At 66.8% G+C, this 21417-nt stretch carries 23 protein-coding genes and 1 pseudogene; 16 read left to right on the top strand and 8 right to left on the bottom strand.

Features of this window, described 5'->3' with window-relative positions; translation table 11 throughout:
- Nucleotides 1-191 precede the first annotated feature (191 nt).
- On the bottom strand, nucleotides 192-947 hold the full coding sequence (locus BSQ44_RS22720; protein ID WP_114580105.1) for an IclR family transcriptional regulator domain-containing protein: 756 nt from the start codon (nucleotides 945-947) through the stop codon (nucleotides 192-194).
- 153 nt (nucleotides 948-1100) lie between these two features.
- On the opposite strand from BSQ44_RS22720, the gene BSQ44_RS22715 reads away from it, so the two are divergent.
- From BSQ44_RS22715 to BSQ44_RS22695, 5 genes are all read left to right on the top strand, one after another.
- Nucleotides 1101-1817, top strand: a complete 717-nt coding sequence (locus BSQ44_RS22715) for a 3-oxoacid CoA-transferase subunit A (protein WP_072607340.1) — start codon at nucleotides 1101-1103, stop codon at nucleotides 1815-1817.
- Complete coding sequence (locus BSQ44_RS22710) at nucleotides 1817-2488, top strand: 3-oxoacid CoA-transferase subunit B (RefSeq protein WP_072607339.1); 672 nt, start codon at nucleotides 1817-1819, stop codon at nucleotides 2486-2488. Before BSQ44_RS22715 ends, BSQ44_RS22710 begins: the two co-directional genes overlap by 1 nt.
- Nucleotide 2489: 1 nt before the next feature.
- On the top strand, nucleotides 2490-3698 hold the full coding sequence (gene pcaF, locus BSQ44_RS22705) for a 3-oxoadipyl-CoA thiolase (RefSeq protein WP_072607338.1): 1209 nt from the start codon (nucleotides 2490-2492) through the stop codon (nucleotides 3696-3698).
- 189 nt (nucleotides 3699-3887) lie between these two features.
- Nucleotides 3888-4178, top strand: a complete 291-nt coding sequence (locus BSQ44_RS22700; RefSeq protein ID WP_072608230.1) for an ArsR/SmtB family transcription factor — start codon at nucleotides 3888-3890, stop codon at nucleotides 4176-4178.
- A gap of 33 nt (nucleotides 4179-4211) precedes the next feature.
- A complete protein-coding gene (locus BSQ44_RS22695) occupies nucleotides 4212-5339 on the top strand; it encodes an alkene reductase (RefSeq protein ID WP_072607337.1) in 1128 nt (375 codons plus the stop codon).
- Between the two features lie 34 nt (nucleotides 5340-5373).
- Here the strand turns inward: BSQ44_RS22695 and BSQ44_RS22690 are convergent, their stop codons facing one another.
- The 4 genes from BSQ44_RS22690 to BSQ44_RS22675 all read right to left on the bottom strand — a co-directional run bounded on the left by BSQ44_RS22690 (nucleotide 5374) and on the right by BSQ44_RS22675 (nucleotide 7891).
- A complete protein-coding gene (locus BSQ44_RS22690; RefSeq protein ID WP_235633292.1) occupies nucleotides 5374-6093 on the bottom strand; it encodes a GNAT family N-acetyltransferase in 720 nt (239 codons plus the stop codon).
- An 81-nt stretch (nucleotides 6094-6174) separates the two neighbouring features.
- The gene (locus BSQ44_RS22685) at nucleotides 6175-6582 is read right to left on the bottom strand and encodes a type II toxin-antitoxin system VapC family toxin (protein ID WP_072607336.1); all 408 of its coding nucleotides are present in this window, start codon (nucleotides 6580-6582) and stop codon (nucleotides 6175-6177) included.
- Nucleotides 6579-6848 carry an antitoxin gene (locus BSQ44_RS22680; protein WP_072607335.1) on the bottom strand — a complete coding sequence of 90 codons (270 nt, stop codon included), beginning with the start codon at nucleotides 6846-6848 and terminating at the stop codon, nucleotides 6579-6581. Before BSQ44_RS22680 ends, BSQ44_RS22685 begins: the two co-directional genes overlap by 4 nt.
- Nucleotides 6849-6910: 62 nt before the next feature.
- A complete protein-coding gene (locus BSQ44_RS22675; protein WP_072607334.1) occupies nucleotides 6911-7891 on the bottom strand; it encodes a GlxA family transcriptional regulator in 981 nt (326 codons plus the stop codon).
- 233 nt (nucleotides 7892-8124) lie between these two features.
- Between BSQ44_RS22675 and bcoG the strand changes: the two genes are divergently transcribed.
- From bcoG to BSQ44_RS22620, 11 genes and pseudogenes are all read left to right on the top strand, one after another.
- On the top strand, nucleotides 8125-9042 hold the full coding sequence (gene bcoG / locus BSQ44_RS22670; RefSeq protein ID WP_072607333.1) for a 3-dehydrocarnitine:acetyl-CoA trimethylamine transferase BcoG: 918 nt from the start codon (nucleotides 8125-8127) through the stop codon (nucleotides 9040-9042).
- 41 nt (nucleotides 9043-9083) lie between these two features.
- Nucleotides 9084-9713 (top strand): HD domain-containing protein, encoded by a 630-nt coding sequence (locus BSQ44_RS22665; RefSeq protein ID WP_072607332.1) that lies wholly within the window; start codon nucleotides 9084-9086, stop codon nucleotides 9711-9713.
- Nucleotides 9710-10786, top strand: coding sequence for a 3-hydroxyacyl-CoA dehydrogenase NAD-binding domain-containing protein (locus BSQ44_RS22660; RefSeq protein WP_072607331.1), 1077 nt, complete (start codon nucleotides 9710-9712; stop codon nucleotides 10784-10786). The genes BSQ44_RS22665 and BSQ44_RS22660 overlap by 4 nt, the downstream gene beginning before the upstream one ends.
- Before the next feature lie 62 nt (nucleotides 10787-10848).
- Nucleotides 10849-12486 (top strand): arylsulfatase, encoded by a 1638-nt coding sequence (locus BSQ44_RS22655; protein WP_210187899.1) that lies wholly within the window; start codon nucleotides 10849-10851, stop codon nucleotides 12484-12486.
- Nucleotides 12487-12505: 19 nt separating this feature from the next.
- Nucleotides 12506-13669: an acyl-CoA dehydrogenase family protein gene (locus BSQ44_RS22650; RefSeq protein ID WP_072607330.1), complete on the top strand. Its 1164-nt coding sequence runs from the start codon at nucleotides 12506-12508 to the stop codon at nucleotides 13667-13669.
- Between the two features lie 8 nt (nucleotides 13670-13677).
- A complete protein-coding gene (locus BSQ44_RS22645) occupies nucleotides 13678-14412 on the top strand; it encodes a DUF2161 domain-containing phosphodiesterase (protein ID WP_072607329.1) in 735 nt (244 codons plus the stop codon).
- Nucleotides 14409-16603, top strand: a pseudogene (locus tag BSQ44_RS22640) (acetate--CoA ligase family protein). Before BSQ44_RS22645 ends, BSQ44_RS22640 begins: the two are co-directional and overlap by 4 nt.
- Nucleotides 16600-17382: a carnitinyl-CoA dehydratase gene (locus BSQ44_RS22635; RefSeq protein WP_072607328.1), complete on the top strand. Its 783-nt coding sequence runs from the start codon at nucleotides 16600-16602 to the stop codon at nucleotides 17380-17382. The pseudogene BSQ44_RS22640 and the gene BSQ44_RS22635 overlap by 4 nt, the downstream one beginning before the upstream one ends.
- 7 nt (nucleotides 17383-17389) lie before the next feature.
- Nucleotides 17390-18331, top strand: a complete 942-nt coding sequence (locus BSQ44_RS22630) for an alpha/beta hydrolase (protein ID WP_072607327.1) — start codon at nucleotides 17390-17392, stop codon at nucleotides 18329-18331.
- A gap of 107 nt (nucleotides 18332-18438) precedes the next feature.
- Nucleotides 18439-18927 (top strand): CAP domain-containing protein, encoded by a 489-nt coding sequence (locus tag BSQ44_RS22625; RefSeq protein ID WP_235633291.1) that lies wholly within the window; start codon nucleotides 18439-18441, stop codon nucleotides 18925-18927.
- Between the two features lie 86 nt (nucleotides 18928-19013).
- Nucleotides 19014-19961, top strand: coding sequence for a cation diffusion facilitator family transporter (locus BSQ44_RS22620; RefSeq protein WP_072607325.1), 948 nt, complete (start codon nucleotides 19014-19016; stop codon nucleotides 19959-19961).
- A 24-nt stretch (nucleotides 19962-19985) separates the two neighbouring features.
- Here BSQ44_RS22620 and BSQ44_RS22615 read toward each other — a convergent pair whose 3' ends face one another.
- The 3 genes from BSQ44_RS22615 to BSQ44_RS22605 are packed head-to-tail and all read right to left on the bottom strand — an operon-like array spanning nucleotide 19986 to nucleotide 21373.
- On the bottom strand, nucleotides 19986-20825 hold the full coding sequence (locus BSQ44_RS22615) for an alkaline phosphatase family protein (RefSeq protein ID WP_072607324.1): 840 nt from the start codon (nucleotides 20823-20825) through the stop codon (nucleotides 19986-19988).
- A 3-nt stretch (nucleotides 20826-20828) separates the two neighbouring features.
- A complete protein-coding gene (locus BSQ44_RS22610; protein ID WP_072607323.1) occupies nucleotides 20829-21131 on the bottom strand; it encodes a type II toxin-antitoxin system RelE/ParE family toxin in 303 nt (100 codons plus the stop codon).
- Nucleotides 21128-21373 (bottom strand): type II toxin-antitoxin system ParD family antitoxin, encoded by a 246-nt coding sequence (locus BSQ44_RS22605; protein ID WP_072607322.1) that lies wholly within the window; start codon nucleotides 21371-21373, stop codon nucleotides 21128-21130. The genes BSQ44_RS22610 and BSQ44_RS22605 overlap by 4 nt, the downstream gene beginning before the upstream one ends.
- Between the last annotated feature and the right edge of the window lie 44 nt (nucleotides 21374-21417).

Below are 21417 nucleotides of genomic sequence, written 5' to 3'. Positions count from 1 at the left end.
GGCAGCCACCCGAAGCCCGGTGGAAAGACAGGGGGAGTATGCGGCACTGGAGATGCACGTGGACAGAATCGACGATGGCTGCTGCCTATTTTGTCTGTTCGAGTGCAGGGGTCGCGGGGGAGCGCATCGCGGGCAACGCGCGTGTTAAGGGACGGAAGAGGCGTCTTTCTCTGCACCGCCTCCCATCCACCTCACTGCACCACGAAGAAATCCTCGATCTGCCGCGCCGCGTCGCGCAGGGCGGGCAGGACGTCGGCGGTCATGGTCTGAGCCGACAGCCTCGCCGACTGGGTGGAGACGTTGATGGCGGCGACGGCGCGGCCGGTGCGATCGCGCACGGGCACGGCGATGGAGCGCAGGCCGGGTTCCAGTTCCTCGTCGACCAGCGCGTAGCCTCCGGCCGCCGCCGAGAGGATCGCGGCGCGCAGGTCCGCCCGGTCGGTCAGCGTCCTGGCGGTCAGAGGCCTCAGTTCCGCGCGGGCGAGGAAGCGGTCGAGGTCGCCCCGCGGGAGATCGGACAGGAGCACGCGGCCCATCGAGGTGCAGAAAGCGGGCAGGCGCGTGCCCACGTGCAGCGCGACCGAGAGGATGTGCCGGCCGGGCACGCGGGCGACGTAGACGACGTCCTCGCCCGACAGCACGGCGGCCGAACAGGCCTCGCCGAAACGGGTCGAAACCTCGCGCATGAAGGGTTCGGCGAAGGCCCAGAGGGAGGCGCCTCCGAGCCAGGCGCGGGCGACCGAGATCAACCGCGAGGACAGGCGGAAGGTGCGTCCGTCCTGCACGGCATAGCCCGAAGCGACGAGGGTGAGCAGGAAGCGGCGGGCGCCGGCGCGTGTGAGGCCGGCTTTCTCCGCCGTCTCGGTCAGCGTCAGTCCCTGCGGATGCGCGGCGAGTATTTCCATGACGCCGAGCCCGCGCGTCAGCGATCCGACCAGGTCGCGCATGCGAGTCTCGTCCGCATCGCGTCCGGCCGGGACCTCCCGCATTGACTTCGGATCGTCGCTCACATAGAAAGTATCGCATAGGAAACATGAGTTCGCAATGCGAACTTTCTTGGGCGGCCTTGAGCCGTCCGGCAGCGGCGGGACCGACCGACGATGAACAAGATCTATCCAGGCATCGAAGATGCGCTCGAAGCGGTCGAGGACGGCATGTCGGTGATGATCGGCGGCTTCGGCGGCGCCGGCGCGCCGATCGAGCTGATCCACGCGCTGGTCGAGCGGTACAAGACGACCGGCGCGCCGGGGAACCTCACCGTCATCAACAACAATGCCGGCAACGGCGCGGTGGGCATCGCGGCGATGATCTACGCCGGCATGGTGGCCAAGATGGTGTGCTCCTTCCCGCGCTCGTCGGACCCGAAGGCGTTCACCGACAAGTATCTGGCGGGCGAAATCGAGCTCGAACTCGTGCCGCAGGGCACGCTGGCGGAGCGGATCCGTGCCGGCGGGGCGGGTATCCCGGCGTTCTATACGCCCACCAGCTACGGCACGCAGCTCGCCGAGGGCAAGCCGGTCGAAGAGTTCGACGGGCGTCCCTATGTTCGGGAGCGGTGGCTGAAGGCGGACGTGGCGCTGATCAAGGCCGAACTCGCCGACCGCAAGGGCAACCTGACGTACCGCAAGGCGGCCCGCAATTTCTCGCCGCTGATGGCCATGGCCGCCGCCACGACCATCGTGCAGGCGAGCCGGGTGGTCGAGCCGGGCGGGATCGATCCGGAGGCCGTCATCACGCCGGGCATCTTCGTCGACCGCGTGGTCGAAGTCCCTGATCCGGCACAGGAAGAGGCGCTGCTGCGCGAGGGAGCCAAGTGATGGTCTCGAAGCTTTCCAACGCGCAGATCGCCTGGCGCGCGGCGCAGGACCTGCCCGACGGTTCCTACGTCAATCTCGGCATCGGCTTTCCCGAGATGATCGCTACCTTCAAGCCGAAGGGGCGGGAGGTGGTCTACCACACCGAAAACGGCATCCTGGATTTCGGCGAGGCCCCGCCGGCGGGCGATGAGGACTGGGACCTGATCAACGCCGGCAAGAAGGCCGTGACGCTGAACCCGGGTGCGGCCTTCTTCCACCACGCCGACAGCTTCGCCATGGTGCGCGGCGGCCATCTCGACGTCGCGGTGCTCGGTGCCTACGAGGTGGCCGAGACCGGTGACCTCGCCAACTGGAGCACCGGCCCCAAGTCGGTGCCCGCCGTCGGCGGCGCGATGGACCTCGTGCATGGGGCGAAGCAGGTCTGGGTGGTCACCGACCACGTCACCAAGAAGGGCGAGCCCAAGCTGCTCGAAAAATGCCGGCTGCCGCTGACCGGCGTTGGATGCGTGACGACGGTGTTCACCAGCCTCGCCGTCATCGACATCGTCGACAAGCGCTTCGTGCTGCGCGAAAAGCTGGCCTCGATCAGCCTCGAGGACCTGCAGGCCGTGACCGGCGCAACGCTCGTCGTCGGCGACACGGTCGGCGAACTCAACGTACCGGAGCTCTGAGATGTCCGAAGCCTATATCTGCGACTACGTCCGCACCCCGATCGGCCGCTTCGGCGGGTCGCTCTCCTCCGTCCGGGCCGACGACCTCGGCGCGATTCCGATCAAGGCGCTGATGGAGCGCAACGGCAAGGTCGACTGGGAAGCGATCGACGACGTCGTCTATGGCTGCGCCAACCAGGCCGGCGAGGACAACCGCAACGTGGCGCGCATGGCGGCACTCCTGGCCGGGCTGCCGACGGCGGTGCCGGGCTCGACCGTCAATCGCCTGTGCGGCTCCGGCATGGATGCCGTCACCATCGCCGCGCGCGCCATCAAGGCCGGCGAGGTGGAGATCATGATCGCGGGCGGCGTCGAATCGATGAGCCGCGCGCCCTTCGTCATGCCCAAGGCCGACACGGCCTTCTCGCGCAATGCCGAGATCTACGACACCACGATCGGCTGGCGCTTCGTCAACCCGCTGATGAAGAAGCAGTACGGTGTCGATTCGATGCCCGAGACGGGCGAGAACGTGGCTGCGGATTTCAAGGTCAGCCGCGCCGACCAGGATGCCTTCGCGGTGCGCAGCCAGGAGAAGGCGGTCGCCGCGCAGGAGAACGGGCGCCTGGCCAAGGAGATCGTCCCGGTCACCATTCCGCAGCGCAAGGGCGACCCGGTCGTCGTGTCGAAGGACGAGCACCCGCGCGCCGGCACCACGGTCGAGACGCTCGCCAAGCTCGGCACGCCCTTCAAGAAAGAGGGCGGCACGGTGACGGCCGGCAACGCATCGGGGGTCAATGACGGCGCGGCCGCGCTGATCGTCGCCTCGGAAGCGGCAGTGAAGAAATACGGACTGACCCCGATCGCGCGCGTGCTTGGCGGTGCCGTGGCCGGCGTGCCACCGCGCATCATGGGGATGGGGCCGGCGCCAGCCTCGAAGAAGCTCTGCGCGCGGCTCGGCATGAAGCCGTCGGACTTCGACGTGATCGAACTCAACGAAGCCTTTGCCTCCCAAGGCATCGCCGTGCTCCGCGATCTCGGGATTGCCGAGGACGCGGGGCACGTCAACCCGAACGGCGGTGCCATAGCGCTCGGCCATCCGCTCGGCATGTCCGGCGCGCGCATTTCGGGCACGGCGGCGCTGGAACTCAGGGAGCGCGGCGCGAAGCTGGCGCTCGCCACCATGTGCATCGGCGTCGGCCAGGGCATCGCGATCGCGCTGGAGCGGGTCTAAAGCTGCTTCCGCCCGAGCCTCCGGTTCCTCCGAGCCGCCTCGTCCTTGCCGGACGGGGCGGCTCTTGCGTTTCGGGAACGCGGTGGCGGGGAATGGAAAACTCTTGGGGCGCTGAATATGGGATGACGTTCCCTGGATAATCGATGATGCCCGATCCATATATCGATCATGACCGATACTAAGATCGACATCGATCGGGACGCGATCCTCAAGGCACTGGCGAGCCCGGTGCGGCGGGACATGCTCGCCTGGCTGAAGGAGCCGGAGAAGCACTTTTCCGGTGAGCATCACCCGCTCGAGATGGGCATCTGCGCGCGCCAGTTCGAGCGCTGCGGGCTCTCCCAGTCGACGGTCTCATCCCACCTCACCGCGCTCGTCGCCAGCGGACTGGTGACCCAGCGGCGCGTCGGACAGTGGGCCTTCTACACCCGCAACGAGCCGGCGATCGCGGCCTTCCGCGCCTCGCTCGACGATCTCTGATCTTCCTCCAGTATCCTTCCGAAAGGACTTCCCATGACCACGCTTTTCGATCCGACCACGGTCGGCGACATCCGGCTTTCCAACCGCATCGCCATGGCGCCGCTGACGCGCAACCGTTCGCCGGGCGCGGTGCCCGGCCCCTTTGCCACCGAATACTATTCGCAGCGCGCGACCGCCGGGCTGGTGATCACCGAGGCGACTGCCATCAGCCACCAGGGCCAGGGCTATGCCGACGTGCCCGGCCTCTACGGCGCCGACCAGCTTGCCGGCTGGCGCAAGGTCACCGATGCCGTGCACGCGGCGGGCGGGAAGATCGTCACCCAGCTCTGGCATGTCGGCCGCATCTCGCATGTCAGCCTGCAGCCGGACGGCGGCAAGCCGGTGGCGCCTTCTGCCATCACCGCGAAGTCGAAGACCTACGTCCTCGGCGAGGACGGCTCCGGCGCGTTCGTGGAAACCTCCGAGCCGAGGGCGCTGGATGCTTCGGAAATCCCCGGCATCCTCGACGACTACAGGAAGGCCGCGAAGGCCGCGGTGAGCGAGGCCGGCTTCGACGGCGTCGAAATCCACGGCGCGAACGGCTACCTCGTCGACCAGTTCCTGCGTTCGGGCAGCAACCGGCGCACCGATGACTACGGCGGCTCGATCGAGAACCGGGCCCGCTTCCTGTTCGAGGTGGTGGACGCCGTCATCGAGGGCGCCGGCGCTGCGCGAACCGGCATCCGGCTCTCGCCGGTGACGCCTGCCAACGACGCCTCCGACCCCGATCCGCAGCCGCTTTTCGAGCACGTCGTTCGCGGGCTCGCCAAGCGTGGCCTGGCCTATATTCATCTGGTCGAGGGCGCCACGGGCGGCGCGCGAGACTTCAACCAGGGCGAGGCGCCGTTCGACTGGGCGGCGCTGAAGGCGGCCTATCGCGAGGCCTGCGGCAAGGGTGCCTGGATCGTCAACAATGGCTACGACAAGGCCCTGGCCGAGGAGGCCGTGTCGAGCGGCCGGGCCGACCTCGTCGCCTTCGGCCGTCCATTCATCGCCAATCCGGACCTGGTCGAGCGCTTGCGCCGCGACCTGCCCCTGAATGAAGGCGACCGGGCGACATTTTACGGCGGCGGCGCCAAGGGCTACATCGACTATCCCGTCGCCACCGACAAGGCCGCCTGAGGAACCCCATGGAGGCGGCGGGCAGCCGCCGCCTCTACGACGTCCGCACCGCCATCGTCACGTGCATCTTCCTGCGCAGGGTGAAGCCGAGGCTCTCGTAGAGCCGGATGGCCGCCGCATTGCTGGCCCAGGCGTGCAGATAGGGCCGTTCGCCACTGGCGGCGATGCGTCCGGCGACGAACAGCGACAGGAGGCGGGCGTAGCCATTGCCGCGCGCTTCCGGGTGGGTGCAGACACCACTAATCTCGGTGAAGCCCGGCTGTTTCATCCGCTCGCCCGCCATGGCGACGAGACGGCCATCGCGGCGGATGCCCCAGAACCCGCCGAGGCGCAGCGCCTTCAGCGTGAAGGGTCCCGGTTTCGTCAGCGTGGCGAGTTCCAGCATGTCGGAAGCGTCGGCCTCGCCGAGTTGAACGATGCGCGGGTCCTCGATCGCGGGCAGGTCGTCCATGGCGATCATCTGCACTCCGTCCGCTTCCAGCGTCGCGGTGAGGTTCGCCGGTAGGGCGACCGGATCGGCCTGCAGGAACAGCATCGACTCGCCGGGCGCCGGCAGCGCCGCCAGCGCGGCAAGGCACTCGGGGCTGTCGTCGAGCGTCGCGGCGAAAGGGACGATCGAGGGATCGTACCGCCGCGCCAGGTCTCCGCCTTCGGCGAGGTGGGCATGAAGGGTGGTGAGGGCAGTCCAGGCGGGTCGGTCGAGCATCGAGGCGACGTCCGGATCGGCAGGGGGGCTGGAGAGCATTTCGGTCATGTTTCCTTCCCTATGCCCCCATGGCAATGCGCATCGCGACCGGCCTGTGCCTTCGTCTACGCGCCCGTGCCGCTCGCAAATCTAGACGACCGACCAGTCCTCGACCATAAGCTCCGGCACATGGCGAAATGCCGTGTCGGCGGAGACCAATGTGGCGCCCGCTTCGAGTGCGTGCGCAGCTATGAACATGTCGAGGGGCGTGAGCGACTTGCCGTCCCGCTCCATCGTAGAACGCAGATCCGAGTAGAGGTCGGCGGTCGATGTCGTCCAGGGCAAGATGATCGACTCAGCGAAGAGCGCCCTGGTTGCAGTTTCCAGTCTCGTGGCACCCGGGCGACGCACCAATCCATATCTGACTTCCGCGTATGAGATGACGGAGATCAGTATGTCTCCGGCCTGTCGGGACGTGATCCGGCGTATAGCCTCGGGCGATCGGCCAGAAGCGGCGTAGCTGATCATGTTGGTGTCCAGCAGATAGGGGCCGTTCATTCGAACGGGTCGCGATCATGTTGCCGCGTATCCCTCCATGGGAAACCATCCGGCACGTCTTCCGGCCGAACTTTGCTCACCGCGTCAAGGAAGCGATCCCAGCTGCCGGTACGCTCGAGAATCGGCGACAGAACAACCTCCCCGGTCGCCGGATCCCGCCGGATTTCCACCTCGGTGCCCTCGAAACGGAATTCAGCAGGCAGGCGGACGGCCTGGCTGCGGCCGTTCATGAAGAGTTTTGCCGTCTTGCGGGGCTGCTCGTTCATCGTGCTTTCCTCCGCTGGTCTAGACCCTCGATATATACCACCAGGACGGGGCGTGGAAGGCGTCACCCCCGCCGCATCCTCACCGGCGCCTTGCCGAAGGCGCGGGAGAAGGCGCGGCTGAAGGCGGCGGAGGAGGAGAAGCCGGTGCGCGCGGCGATGTCGGCCATGGGCTCGGAAGTGTCGAGCACGAGGCGGCGGGCGGCGTTGAGGCGCAGGCGCAGATAGTAGGCGCCGGGGGTCTCGCCGATCGCCGCGGCGAAGATCTTTTCCAGTGTCCGCGCCGTGACGCCGGCGCGCAGCGCGATGGCCGAGACCGGCAGCGGCCGGTCAACATGGCTTTCCATCAGGCGGATCGCCTGGGCCAGCCGCGGGTCATAGCCGTCGAGACGGCCGAGCGAGACCAGCGGCTGCGCGTCGGTCGCGGCGCGCGCCTGGTCGTAGATGAAGACCGATGCGACATCGAGCGCCACCGCCATGCCGAGCCGAGACCGGATCAAGTGCAGCATCAGGTCGAAGGTCGGCGAGGCGCCACCGGTGGTGAAGACCGGGCCGTCGATGACGTAGCGGTCGGGCCGGACGTCGACGTCGGGAAAGGCGGCCGAGAAATCCTCCAGATCCTCCCAGTGCGTGGTCGCGGCGCGGCCGTCAAGAAGACCGGCGCGGGCGAGCAGCCAGCCGCCGGCTTCCACGCCGCCGACCGCGCGCGCCGAGCGCGCCGCGCGCCGAAAGGCGGTCGGCAGCGTTCCGGACGAGCCAGCGCGAGTGCCGAAACCGCCGACGGCCACCAGTACGTCTGCGCGGGCCGTCGGATCGAACTTTCCCGCCACCGCGACCGGCAAGCCTGAGGTGGTGACCGGCGGCTTGCCGTCGGCGGACACGATCGACCAGTCGAACAGCGTCTTTCCCGCCACCCGGTTGGCCGCGCGCAGAGGGTCGATCGCCGAGGCGACGCACATGATGGAGGCGCCGGAGAAAACGAGGAAGGTCAGGCGGAGCGGCGCAGGGTCCGGGAGGAAGATGGATCGCGTTTCGCTTTTTGACATGATGAATTCGTAAAATGTGAAGCATGGAGATGCAAGGAGGCGGAAGTTGCATGGACATCGACCGGCTTCCCCCTGTCCGTCTCGGGCTTCGCCCGTGCCACCTCTCCATCACTTCGCGAGGGGGAGAGGATGGGTATCAAGGCTTCCGGCTGCGTCTCCTCTCCCCCGGGAGAGGTGGCTGCCGAAGGCAAACGGAGAGGGGTTGCTTCGGCGCATCTGGAGGAAATCGTTCCATGCCGCTCACCATGAACCGCGAGGTCTTCATCACCTGCGCCGTCACCGGCTCTGGTGCCACGCAGGACCGCAGCCCGCACGTGCCGCGCTCGCCCAAGCAGATCGCGGAGTCCGCGATCGATGCGGCGCGGGCGGGGGCGGCGATCGTGCATTGCCACGTGCGCGATCCCGAGACGGGCGCGCCGCGCCGCGACGTGGCGCTCTACCGCGAGGTGACCGAGCGCATCCGCGAGGCGGAGGTCGACGTGGTGCTGAACCTCACGGCCGGCATGGGCGGCGACATGGTGTTCGGTCCGACCGAGAAGCCGCTGCCGCTGAACCCCAAGGGCACCGACATGGCGGGCGCGGCCGAACGCGTGAAGCACGTGGCCGAATGCCTGCCGGAGATCTGCACGCTCGACTGCGGCACGATGAACTTCGCCGAGGCCGACTACGTGATGACCAACACGCCCGGGATGCTGCGCGCCATGGGCGGCATGATGACCGAACTCGGCGTGAAGCCGGAGATCGAGGCCTTCGACACCGGTCATCTGTGGTTCGCCAAGGAACTGGTGAAGGAGGGCACGCTGGCGCCACAGGCGCTGGTGCAGCTCTGCATGGGGGTGCCCTGGGGCGCGCCGGACGATTTGAACACCTTCATGGCCATGGTCAACAACGTGCCGGCGGACTGGACCTGGTCGGCATTCTCGCTCGGGCGCAACCAGATGGCCTATGCCGCCGCCGCGGTGCTGGCTGGCGGCAACGTGCGCGTGGGGCTGGAAGACAATCTGTGGCTCGACAAGGGTGTGCTGGCGACCAATGCGCAGCTGGTCGAGCGCGCCGTAACGGTCGTGGAGAACATGGGCGCGCGGGTGATCGGGCCGGACGAGGTGCGCAAGAAGCTGGGGCTCACCAAGCGGGCGCCGGTATCTGCCTGACGCGCGGATTTTGCGACCACTCAGACTGAGGAGGCTCTTCGTTGAAGACGGTCAAGTTCACCGCGATGAAGGACGGCGATCGGGAGGACTACGAGTTCCTCAACGAGCATGAGATCGGCTTCGCCGCCAAGACCGGCGACAGGCTGCTCGAGGCGCTGGTGAAACTCGATGAGAGCCTGTCGGGCTACAAGATTACCCGCCTCGGGCATTCTTTGCAGACCGCGACGCGCGCCTGGCGCGATGGCGCCGATACAGACTGGATCGTCAGTGCCCTGCTGCACGACGTCGGCGACATCTACGCGCCATACAATCACGACGAATACGCCGCGGCCATCCTGAAGCCCTTCGTGCGCGAGCAGTGCACATGGGTGGTCGAAAAGCACGGCGACTTCCAGCGCAAGTATTATGCGCATCATGTCGGCGGCGATCCGCACGCGCGGGACAAGTTCGCCGGTCACCCCTATTTCGACGATTGCGACCAATTCTGCGAGCGCTGGGACCAGACGAGCTTCGATCCCGGCTACGACACACTGCCGATCGATTTCTTCCGTCCCTTTGTGACCGAGGTATTCTCGCGCAAGGCCTACGACCCGTCCGTCATGCGGCCGGGCGAACGCGTGCCCCTGAGCGATCCCGAAACTGCAAGAGAAAGAAACGGAGCATCCGCATGACCATCACCAGGGCCGCCTGCATCGGGGGAGGCGTCATCGGCGGCGGGTGGATCGCGCGGCTGGCGCTGAACGGCATTGACGTTACGGTGTTCGACCCGCACCCCGAGGCCAAGCGCAAGGTCGACGAGGTGATGAAGAACGCGCGGCGCGCCTACAAGCGCATGGCGGTGAAGGGGCTGCCGAAGGAGGGCAGGATCACCTATGCGGGCTCCATCGCCGATGCGGTTTCGGGCGCCGACTTCATCCAAGAGAGCGTGCCGGAGCGGCTTGACGTGAAGCTGAAGACGCTGGCCGAGATCGAGGCCGCGGCGCCCGCCGATGCGTTGATCGGCTCCTCGACGTCCGGCTTCAAGGCGACCGACATGGCGAAGGACATGAAGCACCCCGAGCGCTTCCTCGTCGCCCATCCGTTCAACCCGGTCTATCTGTTGCCGATCAACGAACTGGTGCCCGGAGAGAAGACGGGCAAGGAGTTCGTCGAACGCGCGCGGGAGGCCTATACCTCGATCGGCATGAAATGCGTCGTCATCAACAAGGAGATCGACGCCTTCGTCGGCAACCGCCTGCTGGAGGCGGCCTGGCGCGAGGCGCTGTGGATGATCAAGGACGGCATCTGCACGGTCGAGGAACTGGACGACATCATGCGCTACGGCTTTGGCCTGCGCTGGGCGCAGATGGGCATGTTCCAAACCTACCGCATCGCGGGCGGCGAGGCCGGCATGCGCCACTTCATGGCCCAGTTCGGCCCGGCACTGGCCTGGCCCTGGACCAAGCTGATGGACGTTCCTGAGTTCAACGACGAACTCGTCGACCTGGTCGCCACCCAGTCCGACGAGCAGTCCGGCAAATGGTCGATCCGGGAGCTGGAAAAGATCCGCGACGAGAACCTGGTCGGGATCATGGAAGCGCTGGCGAAGGCCGAGAAGGGCAAGGGCTGGGGCGCCGGCGAACTGCACAATGCCTACGTGAAGCAGCTCGGCAAGGCGGCGAAGGCGAAGGTGTCGAAGGCGGCCGAGAAGGCAAAGGCCGAGAAGGCAAAGAAGAAGGGAGCCGCGAAGGGAAAGAGGGGGTAGTCTTCGTATCCGGGAATACCGCTGGGCCCCGGGAGATCCGGGCCGTAAGATAGGGGAAGCGCATGATGCAGCCAGGGCAGACCGAAACGGGCAGAACGGAGCGGCCGAACGTCGTTCTGGTGCTCGTCGACGACATGGGGTTTTCCGATCTCGGCATCATGGGATCGGAGATCCGCACGCCAAACATCGACGCACTGGCGCACAACGGCGTGCTCCTGTCGGCGATGTACAATTGCGCGCGCTGCTGCCCCACGCGTGCCTCCCTGCTCACCGGGCTCTATCCGCACAAGGCCGGGATCGGTCACATGGGGACCAATCTCGGAACCCCGGCCTACCAGGGGTTCCTGCGCAACGATGCCGCCACGATTGCCGAACTGATGCGGCTCGGCGGCTATCGGACGCTGATGTCGGGCAAGTGGCACGTCGGCGGCGACTACACAGCGCGACTCGTCGACAGCTGGCGTGTGGGCGACGTCGAACATCCGACGCCGCGCCAGCGCGGTTTCGACCGCTTCTACGGCTTCGTCGATGGCGTGATGAACTTCTTCTCGCCGCACTACATGATGCGCGACGATTCCCGCGTCGAGGTGTCGCCGTCCGACTTCTACCTGACGGATGCAATCACCGACAACGCGATCCAGATGATCGACGAGAGCGTCAGCCTCGACCAGCCGTTTTTCCTCTATCTGGCCCACCACGCGCCGCACTGGCCGCTGCAGGCGCCGGAAGAGGACATCGCGCGCTATGACGGTGTCTATTCCGGCGGCTGGGACGCCACGCGCACGGCGCGGCACGAGGAGATGCAGGCGCGCGGGGTGCTACAACACAAATGGAACATCTCGCCGCGCGACGAGGCGGCGCCGGGCTGGGGAGACGTGAAGGTCAAGGACTGGGAGGCTGCCCGCATGGCCGCCTATGCCGCGATGATCGACCGGCTCGACCAGAACATCGGGCGCGTCACCTCCCGCCTGAAGGAACTCGGCATTCTCGACGACACGCTGATCCTCTTCCTGTCCGACAATGGCGGCTGTGCGGAGTTCATGGCGGAGGACGGCTGGGGCAAGTACTACTCCGACCGGCACAATGACGGCCGCAAGATCGAGATCGGCAACCGGCCGACGCTGAGGCCCGGCGGTCCGCTGACCTTCATGAGCTACGACCTGCCGTGGGCCAACGTCTCCAACGCGCCGTTCCGGCTATTCAAGCACTGGGTGCACGAGGGAGGCATCTCGACGCCACTCATCGTGCAATGGCCGAAGCGGTTCCGCCCGCAGACGGTGGTCCATTCACCGTGCCACGTGATCGACGTCCTACCGACCATCCTCGCCGCGACCGGCGTCGGCTATCCATCCGAACTCGGCGGCGAGGCGATCCAGGCGATGGACGGCGAAAACATCCTGCCGCTGCTGGAAGGCCGATCCTGGGAGCGGGAACGTCCGCTCTTCTTCGAGCACGAGGGCAACTGCGCGATACGCGACGGCAAGTTCAAGCTCGTCCGGAAGTTCAATCAGCCGTGGGAACTCTACGACATGGAGGAAGACCGCACGGAACTGAACGACATGATGGGCCGCAACGAGCCGCTGACCGCGCGCCTGACGCGGGACTACGAAGGCTGGGCCGAGGCGACGGGCGTCGCCGACTGGAACCGGATGCAGCCGATCCTCCTGAAGGCCTGGGACCTGGGCGACGTGCACGGATGAAGCGGGAGTTGGTGACGACATGAATTTCGGCCTGACCGAGGAACAGTCTCTCATCGTCGAGACCACGCGGGCGTTCGTGGAGAACGAGCTCTATCCGCACGAGCGCGAGGTGGAGCGCTCGGGGCGGCTGGAGATGGACCTGATCCGTGAGCTGCAGAAGAAGGCGATGGAAGCGGGGCTCTACGCGGCCAACATGCCGACAGAGGTCGGCGGCGCCGGGCTCGATACGCTGACCTGGCTGCTCTACGAGAAGGAGCTCGGTCGCGCCAACTACGCGCTGCACTGGACCTGCGTTGCGCGGCCTTCCAACATCCTTCTTGCCGGCACCGACGAGCAGAAGGAGAAGTATCTCTATCCCTGCATCCGCGGCGAGACCTGGGACTGCCTGGCGATGACCGAGCCAAGCGCCGGCTCCGACCTGCGCGGCATGAAGGCGAGCGCGGTTCAGGACGGGACCGACTGGGTGCTGAACGGCACCAAGCATTTCATCAGCCATGCCGACATCGCCGGCTTCGCCATCGTCTTCATGGCCTCGGGCGAGGAGGAGACGCCACGGGGAAAGCGCAAGAAGATCACCGCCTTCTTCGTCGACAAGGGAACGCCGGGATTTTCGGTGCGCGAGGGCTACCGCAACGTCTCGCATCGCGGCTACACCAACGCGGTGCTGGAATTCGACGACTGCCGGCTGCCGGCGAGCCAGGTGCTGGGCGAGGTTCACAAAGGGTTCGAGGTCGCCAATTCGTGGCTTGGCGCGACGCGGCTCCAGGTCGCCGCGACATGCCTGGGCCGGGCGGAGCGGGCGCTGGCGCATTCGATCGACTATGCCGCGCAGCGCCAGCAGTTCGGCCAACAGATCGGAAAGTTCCAGGGTATCTCCTTCAAACTCGCCGACATGGCGACGGAACTGAAGGCGGCGAACCTCCTGACCTTCGAGGCGGGGTGGAAGTATGACGCCGGCACGGTAACCGACGAGGACATGGCCATGGCCAAGCTGAAGGCGACCGAGATGCTCGCCTTCGTGGCCGACGAGGCGATCCAGATCCACGGCGGCATGGGCCTGATGGACGACCTGCCACTGGAGCGTATCTGGCGCGACGCGCGGGTGGAGCGCATCTGGGAGGGCACCTCGGAGATCCAGCGCCACATCATCTCGCGCGCACTGCTCAGGGCGGTGGGAGGCTAGTCCGCCCGATGGCGAAAGCGGCGATCCGCGAAGCGGACCTCTATCTGCCGGTCAAGCGCATGCTCGAAGGGCAGGGCTACGAGGTGAAGGGCGAGATCGGGGCTGCCGATCTCGTGGCCGTGCGCGACGGCGACGAGCCGGTGGTCGTGGAGCTGAAATCGGGGTTCTCGCTGTCGCTCTACCATCAGGCGATCGATCGGCAGGCGCTGACCGACGCCGTCTACATCGCCGTGCCGCGCGGCACGGGACGGGCTTCGCTGAAGGCGCTTGCGGAGAACCGGAAGCTCTGCCGGCGGCTCGGGCTCGGGCTGCTGACGGTGAAGCTGGCAGACGGGTTCGTGGAGATCCACTGCGATCCCGAGCCCTACCGTCCGCGCCAGTCGAAGGCGCGTCGGGGGCGGCTGCTGAAGGAGTTCGCCAAGCTGGTCGGCGATCCGAACACCGGCGGGACGACACGGCGCAACCTCGTGACGGCCTACCGGCAGGAGGCGCTGCTGTGCCTCAGCCTGCTCAACGTGCTGGGGCCGACCAAGGCGGCGCTGGTCGCGCGCTATACGGGCGTCGGACACGCCCGGAGGCTTATGGCCGACAATCACTACGGCTGGTTCGAGCGCGTCGGGACCGGCGTCTATGGCCTGAGCCCGAAGGGGACGGAAGCGATCGTCGACTACGGGTCCGAACTTGGAAAGCTCTCGACCGCGCGCCCCTTCGCCGACCTGCCGCAGACCGGAGCGGGACAATGAACGCGCCGCGCGATCTTTCCCGCCTGCTGCGCCCGAAGACGATCGCGGTGATCGGCGGGGGATTCTTCGGGTCAAACGTCGTCAGGCAGTCGCTGAAGATGGGCTTCGCCGGCACGATCTGGCCGGTGCACCCGACCAAGGATGTCGTGGAGGGCCTACCGGCCTACCGTTCGATCGACAATCTTCCCGGCGTGCCGGACGCCACCTTTATCGGCGTCAACCGTCATCTGACCATCGACATGGTGCGCGAGCTCTCGGCCCGCGGCGCCGGCGGCGCGATCTGCTTCGCTTCGGGGTTCCTGGAGGCCGGCGCGGACGACGCCGACGGGGCGCGCCTGCAGGCCGACCTGATCGCCGCGGCGGGCGACATGCCGGTGATCGGGCCTAACTGCTACGGGCTGATCAACTATGCCGACGGGGCGCTGCTGTGGCCCGACCAGCACGGCGGCGAGCGGCTCGCCGAAGGCGCGCGGGGCGTGGCGATTATCACGCAGTCCTCCAACATCGCCATCAACATGACGATGCAGAAGCGCGGGCTGCCGGTCGCCTACATCATGACGGCAGGCAATCAGGCGCAGACCGGGCTGTCCCAGATGGCGCTGGGGCTGATCGAGGATTCGCGGGTGTCGGCGCTCGGCCTCCACATCGAGGGGTTCGATTCAGTCGAGGGTTTCGAGCTGCTGGCGGCGCGTGCGCGGGAACTGAAGAAGCCGATCGTGGCTATGAAGGTCGGCCGTTCGGAGCAGGCGCGCATGGCGACGGTGTCGCACACCGCCTCGCTCGCGGGATCGGACGCGGCATCAGACGCCTTCCTGAAGCGGCTCGGCATCGCGCGCGTGGCGACAATCCCGTCCTTCCTGGAGGCGCTGAAGCTGCTCGCCGTCGCCGGTCCGATCGGCGGAAACCGGCTTTCATCGATGAGCTGTTCCGGCGGCGAGGCCTCGGTGATGGCGGACAGCGTCGAGGGGCGGCGGGTGCGCTTTCCCAAGCTATCGGACGAGCACCGGGCGCGGGTGAAAGCCACGCTCGGGCCGCTGGTGGCGGTCGCCAATCCGCTCGACTACCACACCTTCATCTGGAATAACCTGCCGGCCATGACCGCCACCTTTTCGGCCATGGTCTCGGGCGGCTTCGACCTGAACATGCTCGTGCTCGACTTCCCGCGCAACGACCGCTGCACGGACGTCGACTGGTGGCCGACTGTGAACGCCTTCGAGGCGGCGCTGAAGGCCAACGGCGGCAAGGGCGCGATCGTCACTTCCATGCCGGAGAACCTGCCGGAGGAATACTGCGCCGGGCTGATCTCGCGCGGGATCGTGCCGCTCTACGGGATCGCCGAGGCAGTGGATGCGGCGGAGGCGGCGGCGGGCGTGGGGGAGGCGTGGGGTCTTCCATCCTCTCCCCCCATTGGGGGGAGAGGTGCCGAGCGTAGCGAGGCGGAGAGGGGGACTGGCGTCGAGCTCGGCGGGTTCCCCCTCTCCGTCCCGGCTTCGCCGGGCCACCTCTCCCCCCGACGGGGGGAGAGGATGCGGGTCAGCCGGACGAAGCAACCGCAAAAGCCATGCTTGCCTCGGCGGGGCTGCCGGTGCCTGAGGGCCGGCGGGTGGCGACGCCAGACGAGGCGGTGGCGGCGGCGGTGGCGCTCGGGTATCCGGTCGCGGTGAAGGCGCTGGGGATCGCCCACAAGTCGGAAGCCGGCGCGGTGAGGTTGAACCTGTGCGACGCGGAGGCGGTGGGGGCCGCGGCGCGGGCGATGGCGGGGCTGGGATCCGGCCTCTATGTCGAGCGCATGGTGACCGGCGGGGTGGCCGAACTCATCATGGGCATCACGCGCGACGCGTTGTTCGGGCCGGTGATGACGGTCGGGTCTGGCGGCGTCATGGTGGAGCTTCTGAAGGATTCCGCGACGCTGCTGTTGCCGGCATCGCGCGAGGATGTCGAGGTGGCGCTGCGCGGGTTGAAGCTCTTCCCGCTGCTGGACGGGTTTCGCGGCCGGCCGAAGGCGGACATCGATGCGGTGGTCGATGCGGTTCTGGGGATCGCGGATTTTGCCATGGCGAACGCGGGGACGCTTGAAGAGCTCGATATCAACCCTCTGATCGCATGCGAGCAAGGCGCGTGGATCGCGGACGCGCTGATGGTATTCACGACGCCGGCTTCGTCGGCGACACAGACGAGGAGCATCGAATGACCGACGTCATCACCACCCGAACCGAAAGCGCGGTTCTGGAGATCACGCTCGACCGGCCGAAGGCCAACGCCATCGACCTGGCGACCTCGCGGCTGATGGGCGAGACTTTTCGGGCCTTCCGCGACGATCCCGCGCTGCGCGTGGCCATCGTCAAGACGGCGGGCGAAAAGTTCTTCTCGGCCGGATGGGACCTGAAGGCGGCGGCGGGCGGCGATGCGGTCGACGGCGACTACGGCGTCGGCGGGTTCGCCGGCCTGCAGGAACTCATCGACATGAACAAGCCGGTCATCGCCTGCGTCAACGGCATGGCGGTCGGCGGCGGCTTCGAACTGGCACTCTCCTGCGACCTGATCTACGCCTCGGACCACTCGTCCTTCGCCCTGCCCGAAATCCGCGCCGGTACGCTGGCGGATGCCGCCACAGTCAAGCTGCCGAAGCGCATCCCCTATCACGTCGCCATGGACCTCCTGCTCACCGGGCGCTGGATGGACGTCGCCGAGGCGCACCGCTGGGGCCTCGTCAACGAGGTGGTGCCGGCGGACCGGCTGGAGGCGCGCGTATGGGAGGTCGCCCGGCTTCTGGCCGGCGGGCCGCCGCTGGTCTTCGCCGCCATCAAGGAAGTGGCGCGCGAGGCGGAGGCGATGGGGTTCCAGGACGCGATGAACTGGATCACCAAGCGCAAGTTCCGTACGGTCGACGCGCTCTACGCCTCGGAGGACAACATGGAAGGGTTTCGCGCGTTTGCAGAGAAGAGGGATCCGGTGTGGAAGGGGCGATGACAGTTCGATGACCGACTACACCAGCCTGATCGACGCCGAGACATGGGCCTTCATCGAGCGGACGAACTCGTTCTATCCGCCCGACACGGTCGACTACGGCATCGAGCGCCAGCGCGAAATCTACGACCGGATGTGCCGGGAGTTTCATGCCGGCTATCCCGACGGGATCACGGTGGAGACCACCGCGCTCGGCACCGACACGCATCGCGTCCCGATCCGCATCTACAGGCCGGAGGGGACGAAGCCTCTGGCGCTGGTGCTCTATTTCCATGGCGGCGGCTTCGTCGTCGGCGGGCTGGAGAGCCATGACGACGTCTGCGCGGAACTGTGCCTTCGCACCGGCTGTACGGTGGTTTCAGTCGACTACCGGCTGGTGCCGGAACACATCCACCCGGCCGCCTTCGAGGACGCCATGACCGCGTTCTACTGGGCTGCCGACACGCAGGGCCTACCGGTCGTGCTCGCCGGGGATTCGGCGGGCGGCAACCTCGCCGCGGCGGTGGCGCATGCCTCACGCGGACATCCGGGCGCGCCTGTCGGGCAGGTGCTGATCTATCCCGGGCTCGGCGGCGACCAGACCAAGGGCTCCTACGTCACCCATGCGGATGCGCCGATGCTTTCGCTGCGCGACATCGATTTCTACAGGGGCGTCCGTTTCGGCGGCGCGGAGCCGATGGGCGACACCCGCGCGGCGCCGCTGCACGACACCGATTTCTCCGGTCTGCCGCCGACCGTGCTCGTCACCGCCGAATGCGACCCGCTCTCCTCCGACGGCGAGGCCTATCGAGACGCAATCCTTGCGGCCGGCGGCAAGGCGGAGTGGTTCGAGGAAAAGGGCCTGGTGCACGGCTATCTGCGGGCGCGGCATACCGTGGGGCGGGCGCGCGACAGTTTTTCCCGGATCGTGGAAGCGACGACGGCGCTGGCCAGGGGCGAGTGGCCTTATTGAGCCGCCGGGTACCTACTTGGCGACAGCGAAAAGCCTTCATTAACGCCGTTTCGTGATCCTATGCCCGCCGTTCGCCGCAATCGGGCGGCAGAGGAAAAGATCTCGCTTTGCTCATCGCAAGTATCTCCATGGTGCCGTCCGTCTTCCGCAATGCCGCCCTCTTCGCGCTGCTCGTCTTGGCCGCCGCCTGCGCGGGCCGACCGATCGTGACCACGAGCATCGGAAACTCGGCAAGCGCGGAAGAGTATCTCGGCTATATCCGGCAGGTGAACGGGCTTGCGGGCGCCAGACCCGATCCGCTGCTGGAGAAAGCCGCGCAGCAGCAGGCTCGCTATATGGCCGAGACCGGCCGCATGGTTCACACGACGGGTTCCGGGCGGGACTTCGCCACGAGGATGAGCCAGAACGGCGTGCCGGGACCCGCCGCAGAAAACATCGCGCATGGCGGGATGGGACTGGCGAAGCTGTTCCAGATGTGGGCGGATTCGCCCCCGCACCGGAAGAACATGCTGGACCCCCGCTTCACGCGCTACGGCCTGGCGTCCGCCAGCGATGCGCAGGGCAAGCGCTACTGGGCACTGGTGATGGGCAAGTAGGACGGATTTTCCTACGCTCGGGCGTGGAACCGCTCACCCGGCCGCCCATTGCGCGTTCAAGGTGACGCCCATGGGGGAAGACAGCATTGGCCGCGCACAAGGGTTCCAAGAAGGTCATCTACGCCGCGCTGATCGGTAATTTCCTCATCGCCGTGACCAAGTTCCTGGCCGCCTTCTTCACCGGCAGTTCCGCCATGCTGTCGGAGGGGATTCATTCGCTCGTCGACACCGGCAATGGCGGGCTGATGCTCTACGGGCTGCGCCGCTCGGCCAAACCTCCGGACCTCGCCCATCCCTTCGGCCACGGGCGCGAGCTCTATTTCTGGAGCTTCGTGGTGGCTCTGCTGATCTTCGCGCTCGGGGCGGGGGTGTCTTTCTACGAGGGCGTGCAGCACATCCGCCATCCCGAGCCCTCCGTGAGCGTGGAATGGAACTATGCGGTGCTCGGCTTCGCGATCCTGTTCGAGGGCGGCTCCTGGTATGTGGCGCTGAAGGAGTTCCGGTCGGTCAAGGGGGACGTAGGTTATGTGGAGGCGATCCGCCGGAGCAAGGATCCGAGCGTCTTCACGGTGCTGTTCGAGGACACCGCCGCGCTGCTCGGCCTGGTGATCGCGCTCGCCGGCGTCACCGCCGCCCACTACCTGGAAATACCGATCTTCGACGGTATCGCCTCGATCGGCATTTCGCTGGTGCTCGCCTTCACCGCCATCTTCCTGGCGCGCGAGACCAAGGGCCTGCTGATCGGCGAAGCGGCGGCGCCCGCCGTCGAGGCCACCGTGCTGCGGATCGCGGCGGAGGACCCATTGGTCACGGCCGCCAACGGCGTGATGACCGTGCATGTCGGGCCGAGCCAGATCGTGGCAACCATCAGCGCCGAATTCCACGACGACGCCCGTGCCGACGATATCGAGAACACCATCGAACGCATCGAGGCGCGTCTCAGGGAGGAGGCGCCCGACATCGTGGCGGTCTACGTCAAGCCGCAGCGCGAGGCCGTGTGGGGCAAGCGACGCGCCCGGCTGGCAGACGGCTGAGCCGGGACGGTCGAGCCGGGCCGGTCAGGCCAGGAACGGCTTTGCCTTCATGGTGTCGGGGACAGGCACGCCGAGCCGCGTCAGGATGGTCGGCGCGAGTTGCAGCTGGTCGAGGAGGGTGTCCTCCTTCGGGCCTTTCCCCTCGCCGAAGTAATAGAGCGCGAAATCCTGCTGCAGGTCCTCCCGGCCACCATGATGGCCGCGATCGGTCTGGCCGTGGTCGGCCGTGACCATGACCTCGTAGCCGGCGGCGCGCCATTTCGGCAGGAAGGCGGCGAGCATGGCGTCGGCGCCGAAGCAGGCATGGTCCATCGGTGTGTTGTCGTGGCCGAAGCGGTGGCCCATGGAATCCAGCGTGCAGGTGTGGAGAATGCCGTAGTCGATGCCGTGGCGCTGGCACAGCATGGTCAAAGTGGCGAAGAGATCGACGTCTGAGGGCGTCATCTGGTTGTCGTGGCCGTAGCCGGTCATGGTGTGGAAACGGCCGTGGGTGATCGGCCCGCCCGGTTCGTCATATTCGATGTCGTTGACGAGGTCGAAGGGATGGCGGTTGAAGAACTCCGACCAGTAGGAATGGGTGACGGCGCCCGTCTTGCCGCCGGCCTTGGTCACCTCGGAAAAGAGGTCGGGCTGGGCGACGCGGAAGCGCACCTCGTTGGACAGGATGCCGTGCACCTGCGGCGTCACGCCGGTGTGGATCGAGGCGTAGCAGCAGGCCGATGTCGACGGCAGCACGGCGCGCATCTTCCACATGCGCGCCTCGCCGGACTGCACCCAGCCCTCGAGATTGCCGAACAGCCGCCGCCAGTTGCGCCAGGGCACGCCGTCGAGGATGATGAGGAGGAGTTTTGAGGAGAGGGGCATGCGTCACTTCTTTCCTAGGCGGGACGCGACGTCCATCCTTTGATGCAGGATACGCATCACCTGGATGAGCCCGTCCTCCGTTATCTTGTAAAAGATGAAATGCGAGCCGATGGCCTGCCTGTAGTAGCCCTGTCGAAACCGGTCGGCCGGCCTCCCGGTCTTTTCACCGTTCGCGAGGGCCAGGCAGGTGTCGCGGATCGCGGCGACGTAACGCTCGGCCTGGTCTTCGGACCATGTCAGTTCCGAGTAGTCCCAAATGCCATCAAGGTCGGCCTGAGCCGCCCTGGTCAGCACGTAGCCGATCATTCCGCCCGCTTGGCTTTCTTGCGGGCGATGAAATCGTCGAAATCGAAGGGCTCGGGCGGTCCGCTGTTTTCGCCTTCGATCAGAGCGGCACGCACGGCTGCGACGTATTCCTGCTCGGCTTCGAGCAGCTTCAATCCGGCTGCCACGACCTCGTCGGCCGACGCGTAGTTTCCACCATCGATCTGCTGCTCGATGAACTCGGCAGAATGCTCGTCCAGCGAAAGCGTCGTGTGCTTGGTCATGCTCAGCAAACTATCAAAGTTCGCGTTGTCCGCCAACTCGATCC

It is taken from the genome of Aquibium oceanicum (assembly GCF_001889605.1).
Taxonomy (GTDB): domain Bacteria; phylum Pseudomonadota; class Alphaproteobacteria; order Rhizobiales; family Rhizobiaceae; genus Aquibium; species Aquibium oceanicum.
The sequence above is the reverse complement of the archived record's forward strand: the minus strand, read 5'-3'. Positions and strand labels throughout refer to the sequence as shown.